Source organism: Pseudomonas sp. Marseille-Q8238, from assembly GCF_965111915.1.
This window is the reverse complement of the sequence record NZ_CBCOPI010000001.1, coordinates 3,639,597-3,656,586: the sequence shown is the minus strand read 5'-3', so window position 1 is coordinate 3,656,586 and position 16,990 is coordinate 3,639,597. Positions and strand designations below refer to the sequence as shown.

12 protein-coding genes are annotated in these 16,990 nt (G+C 62.9%); all 12 read right to left on the bottom strand.

The annotated features are described in order from the left end of the window. Positions 1-181: 181 nt before the first annotated feature. The gene (locus tag ACWPW0_RS17000) at positions 182-1,621 is read right to left on the bottom strand and encodes a mannose-1-phosphate guanylyltransferase/mannose-6-phosphate isomerase (RefSeq protein WP_454255949.1); all 1,440 of its coding nucleotides are present in this window, start codon (positions 1,619-1,621) and stop codon (positions 182-184) included. Positions 1,622-1,732: 111 nt separating this feature from the next. Continuing rightward, positions 1,733-2,377 (bottom strand): alginate O-acetyltransferase AlgF, encoded by a 645-nt coding sequence (locus tag ACWPW0_RS16995; RefSeq protein ID WP_447593255.1) that lies wholly within the window; start codon positions 2,375-2,377, stop codon positions 1,733-1,735. Positions 2,378-2,465: 88 nt separating this feature from the next. Continuing rightward, a complete protein-coding gene (locus ACWPW0_RS16990; protein ID WP_454255948.1) occupies positions 2,466-3,605 on the bottom strand; it encodes an alginate O-acetyltransferase in 1,140 nt (379 codons plus the stop codon). Between the two features lie 11 nt (positions 3,606-3,616). Continuing rightward, complete coding sequence (locus ACWPW0_RS16985; RefSeq protein WP_454255947.1) at positions 3,617-5,188, bottom strand: MBOAT family O-acyltransferase; 1,572 nt, start codon at positions 5,186-5,188, stop codon at positions 3,617-3,619. 197 nt (positions 5,189-5,385) lie between these two features. Continuing rightward, positions 5,386-6,474, bottom strand: a complete 1,089-nt coding sequence (locus tag ACWPW0_RS16980; RefSeq protein ID WP_454255946.1) for a mannuronate-specific alginate lyase — start codon at positions 6,472-6,474, stop codon at positions 5,386-5,388. 14 nt (positions 6,475-6,488) lie between these two features. Beyond that, positions 6,489-7,880 (bottom strand): alginate O-acetyltransferase, encoded by a 1,392-nt coding sequence (locus ACWPW0_RS16975; RefSeq protein ID WP_454256757.1) that lies wholly within the window; start codon positions 7,878-7,880, stop codon positions 6,489-6,491. Between the two features lie 41 nt (positions 7,881-7,921). Further along, the gene (algG, locus tag ACWPW0_RS16970; protein ID WP_454256756.1) at positions 7,922-9,520 is read right to left on the bottom strand and encodes a mannuronan 5-epimerase AlgG; all 1,599 of its coding nucleotides are present in this window, start codon (positions 9,518-9,520) and stop codon (positions 7,922-7,924) included. Between the two features lie 88 nt (positions 9,521-9,608). After that, positions 9,609-11,060 carry an alginate export family protein gene (locus ACWPW0_RS16965; RefSeq protein ID WP_454255945.1) on the bottom strand — a complete coding sequence of 484 codons (1,452 nt, stop codon included), beginning with the start codon at positions 11,058-11,060 and terminating at the stop codon, positions 9,609-9,611. Next, positions 11,057-12,448, bottom strand: coding sequence for an alginate biosynthesis TPR repeat lipoprotein AlgK (gene algK, locus ACWPW0_RS16960; RefSeq protein WP_454255944.1), 1,392 nt, complete (start codon positions 12,446-12,448; stop codon positions 11,057-11,059). The genes ACWPW0_RS16965 and algK overlap by 4 nt, the downstream gene beginning before the upstream one ends. Before the next feature lie 7 nt (positions 12,449-12,455). Continuing rightward, positions 12,456-13,625, bottom strand: coding sequence for a PilZ domain-containing protein (locus ACWPW0_RS16955; protein ID WP_454255943.1), 1,170 nt, complete (start codon positions 13,623-13,625; stop codon positions 12,456-12,458). A gap of 27 nt (positions 13,626-13,652) precedes the next feature. Further along, positions 13,653-15,146 (bottom strand): mannuronan synthase, encoded by a 1,494-nt coding sequence (alg8, locus tag ACWPW0_RS16950; protein WP_454255942.1) that lies wholly within the window; start codon positions 15,144-15,146, stop codon positions 13,653-13,655. 47 nt (positions 15,147-15,193) lie between these two features. Beyond that, complete coding sequence (locus ACWPW0_RS16945; RefSeq protein ID WP_454255941.1) at positions 15,194-16,504, bottom strand: nucleotide sugar dehydrogenase; 1,311 nt, start codon at positions 16,502-16,504, stop codon at positions 15,194-15,196. Positions 16,505-16,990 lie beyond the last annotated feature (486 nt).

Below are 16,990 nucleotides of genomic sequence, written 5' to 3'. Positions count from 1 at the left end.
GCCGAGGGAAGCTGGCGCATCCTGCGATGCGCCATGTGAGGCAATTGGGGGGGCCGCAGCCCACCCTACAGAGCCTGAGCCCCGCGTAGGGTGGGCTTCAGCCCAGCAACCGGTGCGAACGCAAGGTCGAACGTCCGCCATTGCCGCGATCCGGCCATCCGTGCCGAAGCGTCAACAGGCCCTAGCGCGTCACCACGCTGGTCGGCTCCGTGTTACGCCCATAGACATCCTCCAGGCGCTCGATATCGTCTTCGCCCAGGTAGCTGCCCGACTGCACCTCGATGATTTCCAGCGGAATCTTGCCGGGGTTGCTCAGGCGGTGCACGGAGGTCATCGGGATGTAGGTCGACTGGTTTTCGGTGAGCAGGAATACCTTGTCATCGCAGCGCACCTCCGCCGTGCCGGAGACCACCACCCAGTGCTCGGCGCGGTGATGGTGCATCTGCAGCGAAAGCTGCGCGCCGGGTTTGACCGTGATGTGCTTGACCTGGAAGCGCCCGCCGATATCCACCGAATCATACGAGCCCCACGGCCGATAGACGGCGCAGTGATTCTGGGTTTCGCAGCGGCCCAGGGCGTCGAGCTGGCTGACCAGTTGCTTGACCTCCTGCACACGGTCCTTGTGGGCGATCATCATGGCGTCCTTGGTTTCCACCACGACGATGTCTTCCAGGCCGATCACCGAGACCAGCTTGCCGTTGCCGTGGACCAGGCAGTTGTGGCTGTCCTGGACCACCACATCGCCCTTGGTCACGTTGCCGTCGCCATCCTTTTCGTGCACGTCCCAGATCGACGACCAGCTGCCGACATCGTTCCAGCCAGCCGACAGCGGCACCATGCAGGCCCGCTCGGTCTTTTCCATCACCGCGTAGTCGATGGAGTTGTCCGGGCAGCACTCGAAGGTGGCCGGGTCGATGGAGATCTGCGTGCCATCGCGCGTGCTGCGCTCCAGGGCCAGCAGGCAGGTGTCGTAGATGTCCACGTCGTGACGCTTGAGTTCCTCGAGAAAGCGGCTGGCGCGGAACAGGAACATGCCGCTGTTCCAGTAGTAGTTGCCGGACTGGACGTATTCGGCCGCGCGCACAGCATCCGGTTTCTCGACGAACTGGGCGACCCGGCTGATGCCATCCGGCAGGCTGCCGTCATCGCTGGCCGCTCGTATGTAGCCATAGCCGGTTTCCGGCTTCAGGGCTGGCACGCCGAACAGCACCATCTCACCTTTTTCCGCGGCGATGGTGGCCAGCGCCAGTGCCTGCTGGAAGGCGTGCTGGTCTTCCAGAACATGGTCGGCGGGCAAGACCAGCATCAGTTCATCGCGCCCTTCGGCGAGCAGTTGCATGGCGGCGATGGCCACGGCCGGTGCGGTGTTGCGCCCGAAGGGTTCGAGCAGCAGCAACTGCGATTGCAACTGCAGCTGTTGCAGTTGTTCGAGCACGATGAAGCGGTGCTCCTGGTTCGCCACCAGCACGGCTGGCTGCATGCCCTCGAAGTTCAGGCGCTGCAGGGTCTGCTGGAATAGTGTGTGCTCGCCGGTCAGGGCCAGGAACTGCTTGGGGTATTGCTTGCGTGAGAGCGGCCACAGGCGCGAACCGCTACCGCCGGAAAGGATCACTGGAATCATGGTTGTATCTCCTGAGACATCGTTGAGGGCCATTCCCCACTGTTCCAATCACATGCCATTGCCTCGCCCTTGTTCGCTCAGGCGAGTGCGGGGTGCTGCGTGATGCTGCGATCAGGACTCGGCCGGGCGCTTGACCCAGACCGGGGCGAGCTTGCCGCCGTTGCCGGTGACGTACAGGCACACCACCTCACCGCGCTCGAGGGTGACGGGCTTGAGGTCGCTGACCTTCCTGTCGCCATCGAACAGGGCCAGGCCAACCTTGACCGGGTTGATTTCCCGTTCGCCGGTGCCATCCGGGGCGACGGCTTCGACGACGGCTGTCTTGCCATCTGCAGTCTTCAGGGTCAGCTTGCTGTCGCTGAGGTTCTGCACGCGGATCAGGGCTTTCTGCTTGTTCTTGAAGGGGTGTTCCTCGACCAGTTGTGGTGGCTCGCCCGGTTGGCTGACTAGGGTGTAGTACTGGTCGGCCCCCAGCTTCACCGGCAGGTTGCTGCTGCCGACCTGGGCGCTGTAGTTGCCGGCCGGGAGAAACTTGAAGTCACTGGAGCCTTGCGGCGCGATGTCGTTGAGAGCGGTATTGCCGACCGTGACACTGAGTTCACTGTTGCCGGCGTTGTAGGCCCGCACGAAGGCCGAGCCTTTGGGGGCCTGCGGGCCATAGAGGCCGCCTTCGTCGGCATGGGCATGCAGGGCGCCGAGACCCAGTGCCAGGGCACAGGCATAGGCGCTCCAGCGGCGTTGAGGCTGTCTGTTCATGGGGTGTTCCTCCAGCTCGTTTGCAAGATGGCCCAGGGGCCGTTGTTCCAGGCGAGGCGCAAGGCCTCACCGTCTGTTTGCTCGGTGATCAATGCCTGGCCAGGCGTTGATTGCCAGTGCCGTGTTTCAGCTCGGCGATCCAGTCCGGGTCGAAGTCGCTGAGGTCGTTGCCCATGGGCAGGTAGCGTTCGGGAAACTCCCAGATCACCAGCTGTGGGGCTGCATCTTTCAGGGCGTCGCTCTGCAGGAAGCGCAGCATCGGCAGGATCGGCCCATTGCCGTCTTCGGCGTGGTTGCTCACGTCATGCCCCAGGCTCTGGCGCAGGGCACCGGCGAAGTTCCAGTTGGGGTTGGCGCTGTAGCTGGTGCCGACCAGCGCCACGGGAATGTGCTGCTCGGCGAACAGGGCATCGCCGCTTTCTAGGTCGGCACTGCTGGTGCTGCGGGTCTCGCGCAGTTGCAGGCGTTCGGGGGGCGGCAGCAGGTTTTCGAATAGCGGGTCCAGCGGCAGGAAGCGGGTCAGGTCGCCCTTGTAGTCCTTCTGCCCGGTAATTTCGGTGATGTACCGCTGCGGCTCGCCCTGCAGGGATAGCGAACGGTGCACCGCCGCGCCCACCTGTTGCGCAGCGACCTCCGCACCCAGTGGGGTCCAGTGGGTGTCGTTACGCAGGAATATCTGGCCGTGCTGCTTGGCCTGTTGCAGGGCGGCTAGCAGGTCGGGCGTGACAATGTTGGCTCGCCGGGCGGTGCTGCGTAGCTGCTGGTAGAGGTCACTGCGCAAGGCCGCGGGTTGATGCTGGCCGGTATGCTCCGGATAAAGGCGTGACTTGGCCGGGATGATGGCCAGAACCAACTGTACGTCGTGTCGCTGCAGTTCGTCGCGTACGCCACGGATGATCGCCAGGTTGTCGCGCAGGTGTTGTTCGCCGTCGGCTACCGGCTTGAACTCTTCATCGGAATACAGCCAGTCGTTCTCACCGATCACCACACCTGGCCGGCCTTCGCCGAACAGGCTGTACTCCAGCGCGGCCCAGACGTTGGTGCCGAACTGCCGGACCGGGAATTCATCGTCATAGTGCTTCTCGAAGGCGTGGCTGAGCTTGCCGTTGAGCACGGGCGTGTCGCTGGCGACGGAGAAGTCGGTGAAGCTTTTGCTCGACCACAGGGCCAGGCCCAGCAAGGTGCCGCAGAAGGCGGCGCAATAGATCAGGTTCGCGGTTCTGTGCATGGCGTCATCCCTCAGAACTGGAAGTACAGGAAGGGTGAAAAGCTCTGCGCCGAGAGCTTCAGGAGCGAGAGCGCGAACAGCAGGAGCAGGGCCAGGCGGGTGGCCAGCAACGGCCACTGGGCAAGCCAGGATTGCCGGTAGGCCAGCGCACCACTTGGCGAGTAGGCAATGGCAGCCGGGTCATCCTGTGCCGCACCAGGGCTGCGTGGTTGCGCCGTCGCAGGCCCGTTGGCGTTGACTTTTTCTTTGCCGCCGTCGTTCTCGGCCCTGGCCTTGGGCGCACCGGTCAGTGGTTGGGCATGGAACTGACGGATGCCGAACCAGGCCAGCGTCAGGTAGGCCAGCACCAGGGTGCTTACCTGCAGGCTGGTCAGTTGTGCGGCGTTGAGCTCCGACAGGCGCCAGTCGCCGAAGCTGAACATGGCGGCGTACATGCGCCATGCCACGTCGAGGTTCTCGGCGCGGAAGATCACCCAGCCGGCCACCACCAGGAGGAAGGTGAAGGCCCATTTCAGTGGGCGAATACGCCGGGGCGCGGCATCCACACCGAAGGCGCGCTCGATGGCCAGCCACATGCCGTGCCAGGCGCCCCAGATCACATAGGTGAAGTTGGCGCCGTGCCACAGGCCGCCAAGGAGCATGGTCAGGAACAGGTTGCGGTAGGTAGCGAAGGTGCTGCCACGGTTGCCGCCCAGGCTGATGTACAGGTAGTCGCGCAGCCAGGTGGAGAGACTGATGTGCCAACGCCGCCAGAACTCGGTGATCGACTGGCTGATGTACGGCTGGTTGAAGTTCTCCATGAAACGGAAGCCCATCATCAGACCCAGGCCGATGGCCATGTCGCTGTAACCGGAGAAGTCGAAGTACAGCTGCGCGGTGTAGGCCAGTGCACCGAGCCAGGCATCGCCCGTGGTCGGATCGGAGAGGGCGAAGCAGTGGTCGGCGATGGGCGCGATGCTGTCAGCGATGAACACCTTCTTGATGAAACCCTGCATGAAGCGCGTGCAGCCCTCGGCGAACTTGTCGACGGTATGGGTGCGATGGTTGAACTGGTCGACCAGGTCCTTGAAACGCAGTACCGGGCCGGCGATCAGGTGCGGGAAGATCGCCACGAACGCGGCGAAGTCGATCAGGTTGTGCGTGGCAGGTGTGTCGCCACGGTAGACATCGATGATGTAGCTGATCGACTCGAAGACGTAGAACGAGATGCCGATGGGCAGCAGGATGTGGGTGACGATGAACGGCTCGAAGCCGAACGAGGTGATGATCGTGTTGAGGCTTTCCACGCCGAAGCCGGCGTACTTGAAGTAGCCGAGCACGCAGAGGTCGACGACCACGCCGAAGATCAGCCATTTCTGTGCCGGCTTCGTGCGCACCCCGGCGGCGCCGATGCGCAGGCCGATCCAGTAGTTGAATACCGTGACCCCGATGAACAGGGCCAGGAAATCGACGCGCCACCAGGCGTAGAAGATATAGCTGGCGATGAGCAGCAGCAGGTTGCGGTAGCGATTTCCGCTCAGGTAGTACAGGCCGAGAAAGACCGGCAGGAACAAGAACAGGAATACGTTGGATGAGAAAACCATCCGCGTTTCTCCATCGAAGACATGTCAGGGCCAGGTAGCCCACCCAGTCCTCCCCGGTCGTGCAAAGGTGGCGCATGCCGCCCGCGTCTGTCGCGCGGTGCGGGGTGGTGCTTGCCGTCGTAGGGTTGGCCGACGCGATGCCTGGTGGATTGGTGAATGGCGACCCGCCCTACGAGAAGCCGTTCAATCGACAGGCCCTAGGGTTGCGGGGTGAACACGCGGGTCACATCGCCGCCCAGGCGGAAGGTCTTGAACGGTCCTTTTTCGTGGCGCTCTTCCTGCAACTGCGGGCTGCAGGCGTAGAGGCTGCAGTAGGGCTCCAGCCAGGCGAACTTGACGTCCTTGTGCAGGTCTTCCATGTCCTGTTTCTCGCTCGTCCGTTCGCGGAAGGCGTCCTGGTTGTCGACGCCCTGCATCACCCGTTCGGCAAGGCGCCTGAGGGCCGCATGGTTTTCTTCGCGCAGGTCGACACCGTTGGCCTGGGCGAAGGCGGCGACCATCGCCAGCGGCGGCAGGGCGTAGTTGTGATAGGCCAGGGCACGCTGGCGGCGCTTGAGTTCGTTGGGCAGGTAGCCCTGGTCGTCGACCTGGTTGGCGGCAATGCGGAACTGCTCGATGGACCAGTCGAACAAATCGCGGCGGTCGATGGCCACGGCGGTGGCCATGACCGACCAGGCGGCCCAATAGCTGTGGTTGTTGATTTTCTTCAGGGGCAGGTCGCTCCAGTCCTTGACCGTCTGCTCGGCCAGTTTCGCGAACCACGACTCGATCACCTGCGTCTGGCGCTGGTAGGGCGCCAGTGGGTGGGAGTCGGAGAACTTCAGGCTCAGGTAGGCCGAGGACAGGCTGCCCAGCGCCCATTTACGGATCGACTTGCCGGTGTGGTTGAACTCGGTGCTGAGCAGGGCATCGGCCTGGGCCCAGTTGCCCAGCCATTGCAGGGCGCATTCGAGCTGCTCACGCTGACCGTCGCGCAGGTAGCGGGTGACCTGATCGGTTACGCCACGCTCCAGCTCGGTGATAGGCGCGGTGCTGTCACGGAAGGCCTTTTCCGCCGTGGTGTTGAGGGTCGCGCGGGCCTGGTCTGAGCCTTCGTACTTGCTGCGAAACTCCAGCTTGGCGGTATAGGGCGGCGGCGGTGCGCTGCAGTGCTGGGGTTTGCCGCTGGCCTTGCCGACCGGTGCGTAATAGCCGGGTGGCGGTACCAGGCTGGCGGCAAATACCGGTGACACGGCCAGCAGGGTGCTGCCGAACAGGAGGGCGAGTAACCAGGGCGTCGTATGCATGTGCGGCTCCTTGCTCATCGGCGTTGCGCCGTGAGGTGTTCGGCCCCGGCATCCGGCCGCTTGCACAGCGTGGCTTGCACACTGAGGTTGGCGGGCATCTGCTCGGGGCTGTGGATTTCCAGGGCGAGGAGGTTCAGGTCGGGCCAGTCGGCGTCGTTGCGCAGCTCGAAGGCGTAACGACCACCGGTGTCGACCCGGTCGCTCTGTTCGATCTTGAAGTTCTCGCGGCGGCCGTTGAGGTACCAGAGGGTGGCCATCGCTTCGTGGACTGTTGGATCGCTGAAGGTCAGGTCGATCTGGTAGTCGCCGCCACGCAGGGTGCGCAGCTTGTCCTGACCATTGACCAGCACTTCGTTGCTGCCAGGTTTGAGGGTGATGGTGTTCTTCATCACGGCATCGCGGCCCTTGCAGCCGTTGTTCACCAGCGGCAGGGCCTGACGGTAGAAGCTCTGCTGGGCCAGGTCGTAGTGAGTGGCGAACTCCCAGATCAGAATCTTCGGTGGGTTGTCGTGAAAGTCCTGGCTGCTCAGGTATTGCAACAGGGCGCTGTCGAAGCCGCCGCCACTGACGGCCAGATTGAGCACGTCGACGCCGCTGTGCTGTTGCAGGAAGCCGGAGAAGTTGTAGGCCGGGCCGCTGTTGCTGGTGCCGACCAGGGCGACCTGCGGGTTGCTGCCCTCGCCGAACAGGCTGTCGCTGCTGGCTTCGTCGTCCGGGGTGGTCTGGTAGCGTTCGACGTATTGGGTGGCGTAGCTGGTGCCACAGAAGGTGGCGGCGGTTTTATGCAGGGTGCCGGCTTTGGGTAGCAGGCCGACCACGTTGCTTTCGAATTCCTTTTGCTCGATGTCCTTGAAACCGGGGATTTGCTTCAGGGTCTGCGCCACCAGCCTGGCGGTGCGGTCGGCTCCCGCCGGCGTCCAGTGGTGGTCAGCCTTGAAGTAGTAGTCGGTGCCCACGTCCTTTTCGTCGAACAGCGGCGACAGGTCGGTGATCCAGATACCGGCCTTGCGGAAATTGGCTACGGCGTCGAGGTAGTTCTTCTTCGCCAGACCGTAGTCGAAATGAGCCTTCTCTTCGTCGGTGAGCTGTTCGCGGTTCACCAGGCCACGGGTTGGCTGGTAGACGATCATCAATTCGACGCCCCTGGCTTTAAGGGCATCGCGTAGACGCTTGAGTTCCTTGTAGCCCTGCGGTGTGGTGCCGAAGTCGGTGCGCAGGTCATAGCGGGTACGGAACAGCCAGTCGCCCTTGCCTTGGACCAGGGCGGTGAAGAAGCTCAGGTACTTGGTGTTGTACTGGCTCGGGTCTTGCGCCAGTGGGCACAACGGACCGACGCGCTGCACGTTGTAGTGCGGCTCGGCCAACGCCGTACCGCTGGCGCCGAGCAGGGCGCCGGCCAGGGCCATGGCGCGCAGAGAGGTGGGGTGCTTGATCACGTATGCGCTCCTCAATCCTGAAGTTCGGCCTGGCTTTCGACGGGGTCGATGAGCACGGCTTTCTTGCGTCGCACCATTAGGTCGAGAATCTCTTCCTGCTTGTCACCGAGGATGCCGGCGAAGCTGATGCCGGTGCTCTTGGTCGGGGCGATGAGGTCGACGTTGTACAGTTCCACCGACAACGGCGAGTCGATGGACAGCGGGCTGGAGCCATTGGCGACGAGCTTGCCGCCGACCACGATCATCGACACCTTGGCGTCGAAGGGGTCGAGTTCGATATTGCGGTCGGTGTCCGAGAGGTCCTTGATGTGGCCGTAGACACCGGTAAGGCCGTTGCCAGCGGAGAGGTTCTCGTACAGGCGGATGTTGACGCTGTTGCGGATGCGGATGCCGTGGCGGGCGTTGTTCAACACCCGGTTGCCCCACAGCAGGTTGTCCGAGCTTTCGTACAGGGTGATGCCGTCGGAATGGTTCTGGTAGACCTCGTTCCAGGCGATCAGGTTGTTCACGCTGTTGCGGTCGATGACGATGCCCGAGAGTTTGTTGTCGTAGGCCTTGTTGTTGAAGATCCAGCTGTCGTCGACTTCGCGGGAGATGATGATGCCGTGCTTCTTGCGGGTGCCGTGCACGGTGTTGCCGGCGATGATCAGGCCGTGGGAGCGGTCATGCGGGTCGATGCCGTAGACGATGTTGTCGCGGTAGGTGTTGCCCTTGATCACCACGTTTTCCGCCTCGTAGCAGTAGAAGCCGTACCAGTGGTCGACGAAGGTCGAGTCGATCAGCCAGCCGGTTGGCTCCGGACGCTTGAGGCGGGCGTGCATACCGGGGGTGTACTGGGTGATGGAGACGCCATAGGACTTGGAGTTGTCGTAGCCCAGGCTGGTGACCACGCTGTCGGCTATGTACAGCTCGCTGCCGCCCCAGGAGACCAGGAACGGGCGGAACTCGTCAGGCCTGCGGAAGGTTGCCGGACCTTTGTCGGCTTCACGCCAGGCGGTCAGCTTGCTGCCGGTGATGAACAGCAGGCCGTCATTGACCAGAAAGGCGCCGCGCTCCTGCGACAGGCGCAGTTCCTTGACCTCGGGGCCGACATGCAGCGTCGCTCCCTGGGCAACCACCATGGGCAGGCGGGCGATGTACACGCCGGGTGCGGTTTCCTCGAACTGGCTGGCGGGGAGCTTCTTGGCCAGGTCGCGGGGCGTCATGTAGCCGCCCTCGACGAAGATCGCCTGGGGCAGGCCGCGCTGGCGGCTCACCCATTCACGCAGACGCTCGTTGCCGCCAATGAAGTCCTTGAGTGCGTCCTGCTGCATCATCCGCTTCACGCTGACCCGTCCACCGGGCTTGCGCACGATCCTGGCGTCTACCGCTTCGCGGGTATAGCCGCTGAGGTCCGGCAACGTTGGTGGGTCCAGATGCAACTGGGCAATGGGCGCACTGGTGACCGTGTAGTTATTGGTTTCCTTGAGTTCCTGGGTCGGCTCCGGCGCGTTGGCTTCGGCCAATGGCAGCAGGCTGAGCAGCACGCCACCGCAGAGCAGGCGTAGACCCAGCGCTGGGCGTCTGGCGGATCTGCTTTGTGTAGGCGCCAGCTTGCTGTGGTCCGGTATTCCGGCGCTCCGGGCCGCCTGAAAAGCATCGTCAGCAAGCTGACGCCTACAGGGTGTGTGTGGGTGCGGTGCGTGCATGGCCATGTCCTCAGAAACGCCAGATGAAGTCGACGAAGGCGCGATGCATCAGCGAGTCGGTGCCGCCGGCATAGGCATCTCCCGGTTTGAACACGCCACCACGCAAGCGCACCAGTGCCGAGCGGTCGTCCAGGTGCTCGCTCATCGAGGCGGGCAGCAGGCCTTGTCTGAGGTATTTGGTCAGGACCAGGTCGACCTCCTGGCCAATGTCCTTCTCGCCGTTCTGCAGGGGGGCGACGATGCCGCTCTGGCCGACATCCTGCTGGTCGTCGATGCGCCAGAAGCGGTGGTAGACCAGGCTCGCGTCGTAGTCTTCGCGCAGTTTCCAGGAGGCGAAGGCGCTGGCCACCTGCAGGTTGGACAGCTCACCGCGGAAGGCCTCGCCAAAGCGATGCAGGCGCGACTCGACTCCGGTGAAGCTGGAGCGGTTGCTTTCCAGGCCGGTCTGCATGAACTGTTCGGACCTGCCGTCGTTGCCACCACCACTGCCACGGGCGTAGGCCCCGCCGACTTTCCAGTTTTCGTCGAGGCTGTAGCGCAGGCCGAGGTCGACGGCCCAGGCGTTGACGTCCTGGTTGCGCGAGCCGCTGGCGATGCGTTCGTCACCGGCCACGGTCTGTTCGAGCTGCTCGGTATCGCCGGTCAGCCAGGTGAGCTGGGCCCAGTAATTGAGCGGGTTCTTCGACCGCGGGTTGAAGAAGTCGCCGTCGGCGTTGAGGCCGAGCCAGGTGAGCTTGCCGGTGTAGCGTTTGTCCAGTTCGTCGAGCGTTTCGCCCGGCTTGGCCAGGTGGCCGTCGTCGCGGCTGTGCTGGGCGCGCAGGCCGATCCAGTGGCCGGGTGTCCACTGGTAGTCGAGGTCGCCAAACAGGTGGCGGCGGTCCTTGTCCTCGGGCGCCAGGGCATTGAGGTCGGTACGGTAGTCGGAGAAACGCTGGGCCACGCCGATATGAGCGCGCAGCAAGGTGGTGTCGAAGGACCAGCGCAGGGCTTCGATGTTGGTGTCCCACCAGGTGCCTTCATCGCTGCGCACGCGCTGGCGGCCGAAACGCAGGTGTTCATCGGGGTAGGGCGTGAGGCCGGCGTAGTCGACCCAGAATTCGCGCAGGGCCAGGTAGTTCTTGTCTGGCTGGCGGCCGCCGGTGCGGCTGCTGGAGCCAGAGTCGGAGTCCAGGTCATCGGACTCCAGGGTGTCGGTCTGTACGATATCGGTGGCGGCCACCGCCTGGCCCATGGCGAAGGCGCTCCAGTTGCCGTGCTGGCCGTAGACCCAGGGGCGCAGGTCGAGGCCGATGCCTTCGACATCGCCGCCGTCCTGTGTGCCCAGGTCGCGATCGTCTTCCGATTGCGCGGTGATCTTGATGTCGAGGCCGAAGTTCTGGTCGGTCAGTTGCACGGCCCAGCCGGGGCTGGTGGTCAGGAGCGATACCAGACCCAACCCTGTGGTGATACGAGTGAGCTTCATGGAGCAATCCTTCCTTGCGGCGTCGTTTGGGCATCGAGCGCGGCGACGCTTTGCCAGGCATTGCCGCGAGCCTGGCGTTCTTCGCGCAGCAGCTGTTCTGCCCTGGCCTGTTGTGCAGGTGTCAGTTGCTGGGCGATTTCGCGGGCCAGGTCGGTGGCTTGCGGAGTGTCTTTGGGCAGCGCCAACTGGCTGAAGACATAGGCACTGACGAGATCGGGGCGGATGCCCTTGCCCTGGGAGAACATCTGGCCGAGGGCGAAGTCGGCATTGAGGTTGCCCGCGCGGGCGGCGCTGAGCAGATGATCCAGCGCCTGCTGCGGGTAGATATCGCCGAGGTAACCGCGCAAGTAGATCTGCCCTAGGAAGTAGTTGGCGGTCGGTTCGCTCGCGGCGGCCTTGCGCAGGTGTTCTTCGGCTTTGCGCGGGTCGGCCGGTACCAGCTTGCCTTCGTAGTAGAGGCGGCCGAGCAGCAGTTCGGCGCGTGGCAGGGCGGCGGCCCGTCCGTTCTCCAGGTAGGTCAGCAGGGTGTCGCTGTCACCCAGGGCGGGATAGTCGTAGAGCAGACGTGCCAGGCTGACCCAGGCTGCCGGGTAGGACGGTGCGATCGTTTCGAGCAGTTCCTTGGCCTGGTTCTCGTCCGGCTTGCCCAGTTCGGCATCGGCCAGCACCAGGGCGACGTTGTCGACGCGCTGTGGCGGTACGCTGCCCTGACGATAGCCAGCCATCATCCGCGTGGTCAGTTGGTTGCGGGCATCGGCCTTGTCCTGCATCTGGTAGACGGTGGCCAGCTCGGCATAGCACAGCGTTTCCTGGGCGATCAGGTTCTGGCAGATGCGCTCGATTTCGCCCAGGTGCTGCGCGTAGGTGCCCTGGGTGCGGTAGAAGAGGATTTGCGCCAGTTCGGCCTGCGGGTGCCCTTGCTGACGCCAGGTGGCGATCTTTTCCTGCACGTTGAGGCCGGGAAAGTCCTGGGGGTATTGCAGGTAGAGCATGACCAGCGGCATCAGGCTGCCGACCTCGCCCGCCGCGAAGGCCTGGTTGAGCAGTTCGGCGGCTTCGTGGCGTTCGTCCGGGGTGGCGTTGGGCTTGCCTGCCAGCAGTTTGCCGAGACGGGCCTTGGCCCGTGGCGACTCGTCCATTGCCAGGCGATAGGCCTGTTCAGCCTTCTCCAGGTCTTGCGGTGTGCCACTGGCGAGCTGCAGGTCGGCGAGGCCGAGTTGGGCATCGACATAGCCGAGCTCGGCCAATTGCCGGAAGTTGCGTTCGGCGGTGGCGGTATCACCGTTCTTCAGTGCTTCACGCGCCAGTTTCTGGTCCGGTAATCCGGCACAGCCGGACAGGCCCAGTGCCAGCGCCAATAACGCGAAAGAAGGTGCGCGCATGCTCATGCCCTCCTCAGAACCCGGCAGCCATGGCTCGGTCGATGACCCAGTCGAGCGACGGACCATGATCGATCACCACTTCCACCGGTTGTCCGGCGAGGGTGCTGGGCAAGGGTGTGTCCGGCTGGATCACCGCGCGAATATCGGACGACAAGCCGCCTTCGTGCAGGCGGGTGCTGATGATTTTGCCGCTGCGTGTGGTGGTCTCGTTGGCCACCTGGAAACGCACTCGCGATCCTGGCTTGGCCTGGTCCAACAGGCGATAGGGAAAGCTCGCGGAGACGCTGGCCTGGCTGTCCTGGGGCACCAGTTCGAAGATCACGTCACCCTTGGAGGCGAACTGACCATCGGCTACCAGTTGCCGCGCGACCTTGCAGTTGCACGGGCTGGTCAGGGTGCCTTTCATCTGCTTGCCGAACAGCTCCTCGACGTGGGCCGGGCTGAGCTGGTCATCGGTCAAATGGCCCTTGAGCATCTCCAGCATGCTGGTGGAGAAGGCAGCCATCGGCGCGCCCTTGGCTACACTGTCGCTGCCTTCGGGCAGCAGGCTCTGTACCGTGCCTTCGCGCGGCATGGTGACCTGCAGGCTGGGCACGCTGACCTGGGCGGCCTGGGCGCGGGTGACGAAGTACAGGTTGTACAGCGACTGCAGGATGAAGGCGAAGGCCGCTACCCCGATGATCAACAGCGCCAGGCTGAAGCCCACGGCCCTGAGCCGGGCGAAGAAGCCCATGCCGTTGCCCGCGTTGTTCTGCTTGCGTGCCTTGGTGAAGTTGTCGCGCTGCAGGGTATTGAGCAGGCCACCGATGCTGATCAGTTCGCCGCCCAGGTGAGCGCTGATCAGGTGGTGCAGGGTGGCGATGTCCTGAGGCTTGAGGTTGTGGAACTGGCAGCCGACGCGATGGCTGTCAGGGTCGAACGAGCGCACCTGGAACTCCACGTCCAGGCCCAGGTTGAGGCCATCGACCTGGAATTGCAGGCGCCCTTGGTAATAGTCGCCGACCTGGATTGGCAGCGTGTCGGTGCTGAAGCCGAAGCCGCCTGCGGAAAGGTCCAGCAGGCGCATTTCCACGGGCTCGCGGTGCTTCGACAAGAAGCGCAGCAGCGCCGGTATTTTCACCCGTGCATGCTGGCGCTGGGCTTCCGATTCATGGACCACATTGACGTTGACGGCGGTATTCATGGGTTCAAATTCCTGTTCGAGGGCGGGTCAGACCACCGCCAGTAACGTGGCGATGAATACGCTGGTGGCAGAAAAAGTCATGGCGCGGGAGGACCAGGTGTTGAACCAGCGCGAAAAGCTGGCCAGGTCGCGTTTGAGCGTGGTGTTCTGGCGGGTCCAGGACTGCTGGTCCAGGCGGAAGAACACGTAGATCTTCACCAAGGCACCGACGATCTGGTTGTAATAGAGAATCAGCGGATAGGCCGGGCCGATGCGGTGGCCCGTCACGCTGAGCAGCAGGGTGAGGATCAGGCGGGTGATGCCGATCCACAGCAGGTAGATGAGGATGAAGGCGACGCTGTACTTGAGGCTGGCGATGATCGCCACCGCCAGGCCCAGCAGGCAGGTCCACATCGACACGCGCTGGTCGAACAGCACCAGGCTGGTGAAACCACCCAGACGCCATACGCCCAGGCGCAAGGCGCGTGAGTTCTGCCGCAGGTTGTTGCCGTACCAGCGGAACATCAGCTTGCGGCTGGCCTTGAGGAAGCTTTTTTCCGGTGGGTGCTCGACCGTGTTGATTGCCGCATCCGGCACGTAGAAGGTGTCGTAGCCCAGACGCATCAGGCTGTACCAGCTGGACTTGTCGTCGCCGGTGAGGAACTGGAAACGGCCCAGACGCCAGTGATCGAGGTGGTCGCTCTCGACATCGGCGATGAAGCCGGGGTCGGTGACCACGCTGGCGCGAAATACCGACATGCGCCCGGTCATGGTCAGCACGCGTTTGCTCAGCGCCATCGAGCACATGTTGAGGTGGCGCTGGGCGAAGCGCAGCTTGTGCCACTCGCTCATCAGGTAGCTGCCGCGCACCTCGCAGAACTCGTTGGTGGTCAGGCCACCGACATTGGGAAAGAGCTTGAACCAGGGCACCGTCTTGCGCACCACACCTGCGCCGAGCACGGTATCGCCATCGATCACGGCGACGACCGCATCGCGATCCGGCATCTGCCGTGAGATGGCGCGAAAGCCGTAGGCCAGGCCATCGCGCTTGCCAGTGCCGGGAATGCGTACGAAGTCGAGCGTGACCCGCGGTGGTGGCGCGAGTTGTGCCCACAGGCCTTTCACCAGCAACTCGTCAGCACGTTCGACGATGGAGCAGACCACGGTGGTGGGGTAGCCGCAGTCGATGGCTTCGCGCAGCACCGAGCGATACACCTGGGCGGTGGTCAGGGCATCGATGCGGAAACTGGTAACCAGCAGGAAGACCTGCGACGGGTCCGCCGCCTGGCCGAGCGTGCGCACCTTGCGCCGGTAATAGGGGAAAACTAGATAGAGGAACAGGCAGCCGCGTACGAAATGCAGGGCACCCATCGAATAGCGCCAGATCCCCACCGCGCCGATCAGCAGCAGGAAGTGCTTGGAGTCGGGATCGAATACCGTCCTGGGCAGCAGCAGGGCCAGCAGCATCAGCGCACTCAGGTAGAGCAGCCAGCCACTGGCCTGGTTGAGGGTTTTCTTCAGCGTGTCCATGGGCCTGTCCATCGTCTTCGTCGGGGCGAGCCAGGCTCGCCCCGCGGTGACTGCCGGGATTACCAGCAGATGCCTTCTGCACCCGCATGGGTGGGGCGTGACATGAAACCGACCAGATCGATGACCTGTTTGCCTGCCGGTGTGTGTTCGGCCAGTTCGGCGAAGCGCTGGTCGCCATTGCCGAGCACGATCACGTCGGCGTTGCCGACCACGGCGTCGAGGTCACTGTTGAGCAGCGAGGACACATGGGGAATCTTCGATTCGATGTAGTCCTTGTTGGCGCCGTAGACGCGGGCGTATTCGACATTGTTGTCGTAGATACTCAGGTCGAAGCCCTTGCCGATGAGCATCTCCGCCAACTCGACCAGCGGGCTTTCGCGCAGGTCGTCGGTGCCGGCCTTGAAGCTCAGGCCGAGCAGGGCGACCTTGCGCTTGTCGTAGCCGGCGATCAGGTCGAAGGCGTTCTGCACCTGGGTGGCATTGCTGCGCATCAGCGAGCCGATCAGCGGCGCGTCGACATCCAGCGAGTGCGCGCGGTAGTTCAAGGCGCGTACATCCTTGGGCAGGCAGGAGCCGCCGAAGGCGAAACCGGGTTTCATGTAGTAGCGGGACAGGTTGAGCTTGTGGTCCTGGCAGACCACGTCCATCACATCCCGGCCATCAACGCCGACCGCCTTGGCGATGTTGCCGATCTCGTTGGCGAAGGTGACCTTGGCCGCGTGCCAGACATTGCAGGTGTACTTGATCATCTCGGCGACTTCGATCGGTTTGCGGATCACCGGCGCATCGAGTTCGCGGTAGAGGCTTTCCAGGAGGTCGCCAGACAGGCTGTCCAGCTCGCCGATAACGGTCATTGGTGGGAAGTCGTAATCCTTGATCGCGGTGCTCTCGCGCAGGAACTCCGGGTTGACGGCCAGCCCGAAGTCGGTGCCTGCCTGCTTGCCCGAACAGTCCTCGATGATGGGCTGTACCACGTTCTTGACGGTGCCTGGCAGGACGGTGCTACGTACCACCACGGTATGGCGGCCGGGCTTGTCGCGCAGGGCCATGCCGATTTCGCGGCAGACGTTCTCGATGTAATCGAGCTGCAGGTCGCCATTCTTCTTGCTGGGTGTGCCGACGCAGATGAACGACATGTCACTGTCGCGTACAGCCTCTGCAACGTCGGTGGTGCCACGCAAACGGTCACTATTCAGGCCCTTTTGCAGCAGTTCGCCAAGTCCGGGTTCGACGATGGGGGAAAGCCCCTTGTTGATCAGATCAATCTTGGTGGCGGATATATCTACGCCAATGACAGTATGACCGCGAGCCGATAAGCAACCGGCACAAACAGCCCCCACATAACCCAAACCGAAGATGCTGATTCGCATCGCGTTCACCTCGTCCATTTATTACAGTAGTGAGAAATGGCGCAGCGCCATAAACAGTTGATCAACGCACTTCGTTAATTGAATTGGTTAATCTCGGCATGATAAGAAACTGGCCTTCTGCAAGAAGACGAATAATGGGCTTGTAATATAAAAGCGTGCCCTTGGTGGTGTGAGCTATAGGCTGTAGTGGCCGTGGCTCTAGGGTTTGATGTCTTTAATATGATGAGTGGTGAATAACTCCGTTAAGGGGTTTGAATATTCAGCGAATACAGAGCCTCATCAAACAAATGCTTGATAGTGAATAGGCAGTATTGGGTCGCGCTGAAAGTTGCGTGGAGAAATTATGTTACGGGAGTAAGAGGCAGCGAGAATTCGATAGTTCCTACCGTTCGTCCTGTTGGGTGAAATGAGTAATTATCAGTCGATAAACAATTGCAATGTGCTAGTACAAGTGAATGGTTATATTGGAAGTTCAGAAAGTTACAA

Coding starts and splice junctions, on each gene's coding strand:
- ACWPW0_RS16975 (WP_454256757.1), bottom strand. CDS start 7,880: ATGGCCCTGGCCGGCGCCCTGCTCGGCGCCAGCGGTACGGCGTTGGCC.
- alg8 (WP_454255942.1), bottom strand. CDS start 15,146: ATGGACAGGCCCATGGACACGCTGAAGAAAACCCTCAACCAGGCCAGT.
- ACWPW0_RS16965 (WP_454255945.1), bottom strand. CDS start 11,060: ATGAAGCTCACTCGTATCACCACAGGGTTGGGTCTGGTATCGCTCCTG.
- algK (WP_454255944.1), bottom strand. CDS start 12,448: ATGAGCATGCGCGCACCTTCTTTCGCGTTATTGGCGCTGGCACTGGGC.
- ACWPW0_RS16995 (WP_447593255.1), bottom strand. CDS start 2,377: ATGAACAGACAGCCTCAACGCCGCTGGAGCGCCTATGCCTGTGCCCTG.
- ACWPW0_RS16980 (WP_454255946.1), bottom strand. CDS start 6,474: ATGCATACGACGCCCTGGTTACTCGCCCTCCTGTTCGGCAGCACCCTG.
- ACWPW0_RS16955 (WP_454255943.1), bottom strand. CDS start 13,625: ATGAATACCGCCGTCAACGTCAATGTGGTCCATGAATCGGAAGCCCAG.
- ACWPW0_RS17000 (WP_454255949.1), bottom strand. CDS start 1,621: ATGATTCCAGTGATCCTTTCCGGCGGTAGCGGTTCGCGCCTGTGGCCG.
- ACWPW0_RS16990 (WP_454255948.1), bottom strand. CDS start 3,605: ATGCACAGAACCGCGAACCTGATCTATTGCGCCGCCTTCTGCGGCACC.
- ACWPW0_RS16945 (WP_454255941.1), bottom strand. CDS start 16,504: ATGCGAATCAGCATCTTCGGTTTGGGTTATGTGGGGGCTGTTTGTGCC.
- ACWPW0_RS16985 (WP_454255947.1), bottom strand. CDS start 5,188: ATGGTTTTCTCATCCAACGTATTCCTGTTCTTGTTCCTGCCGGTCTTT.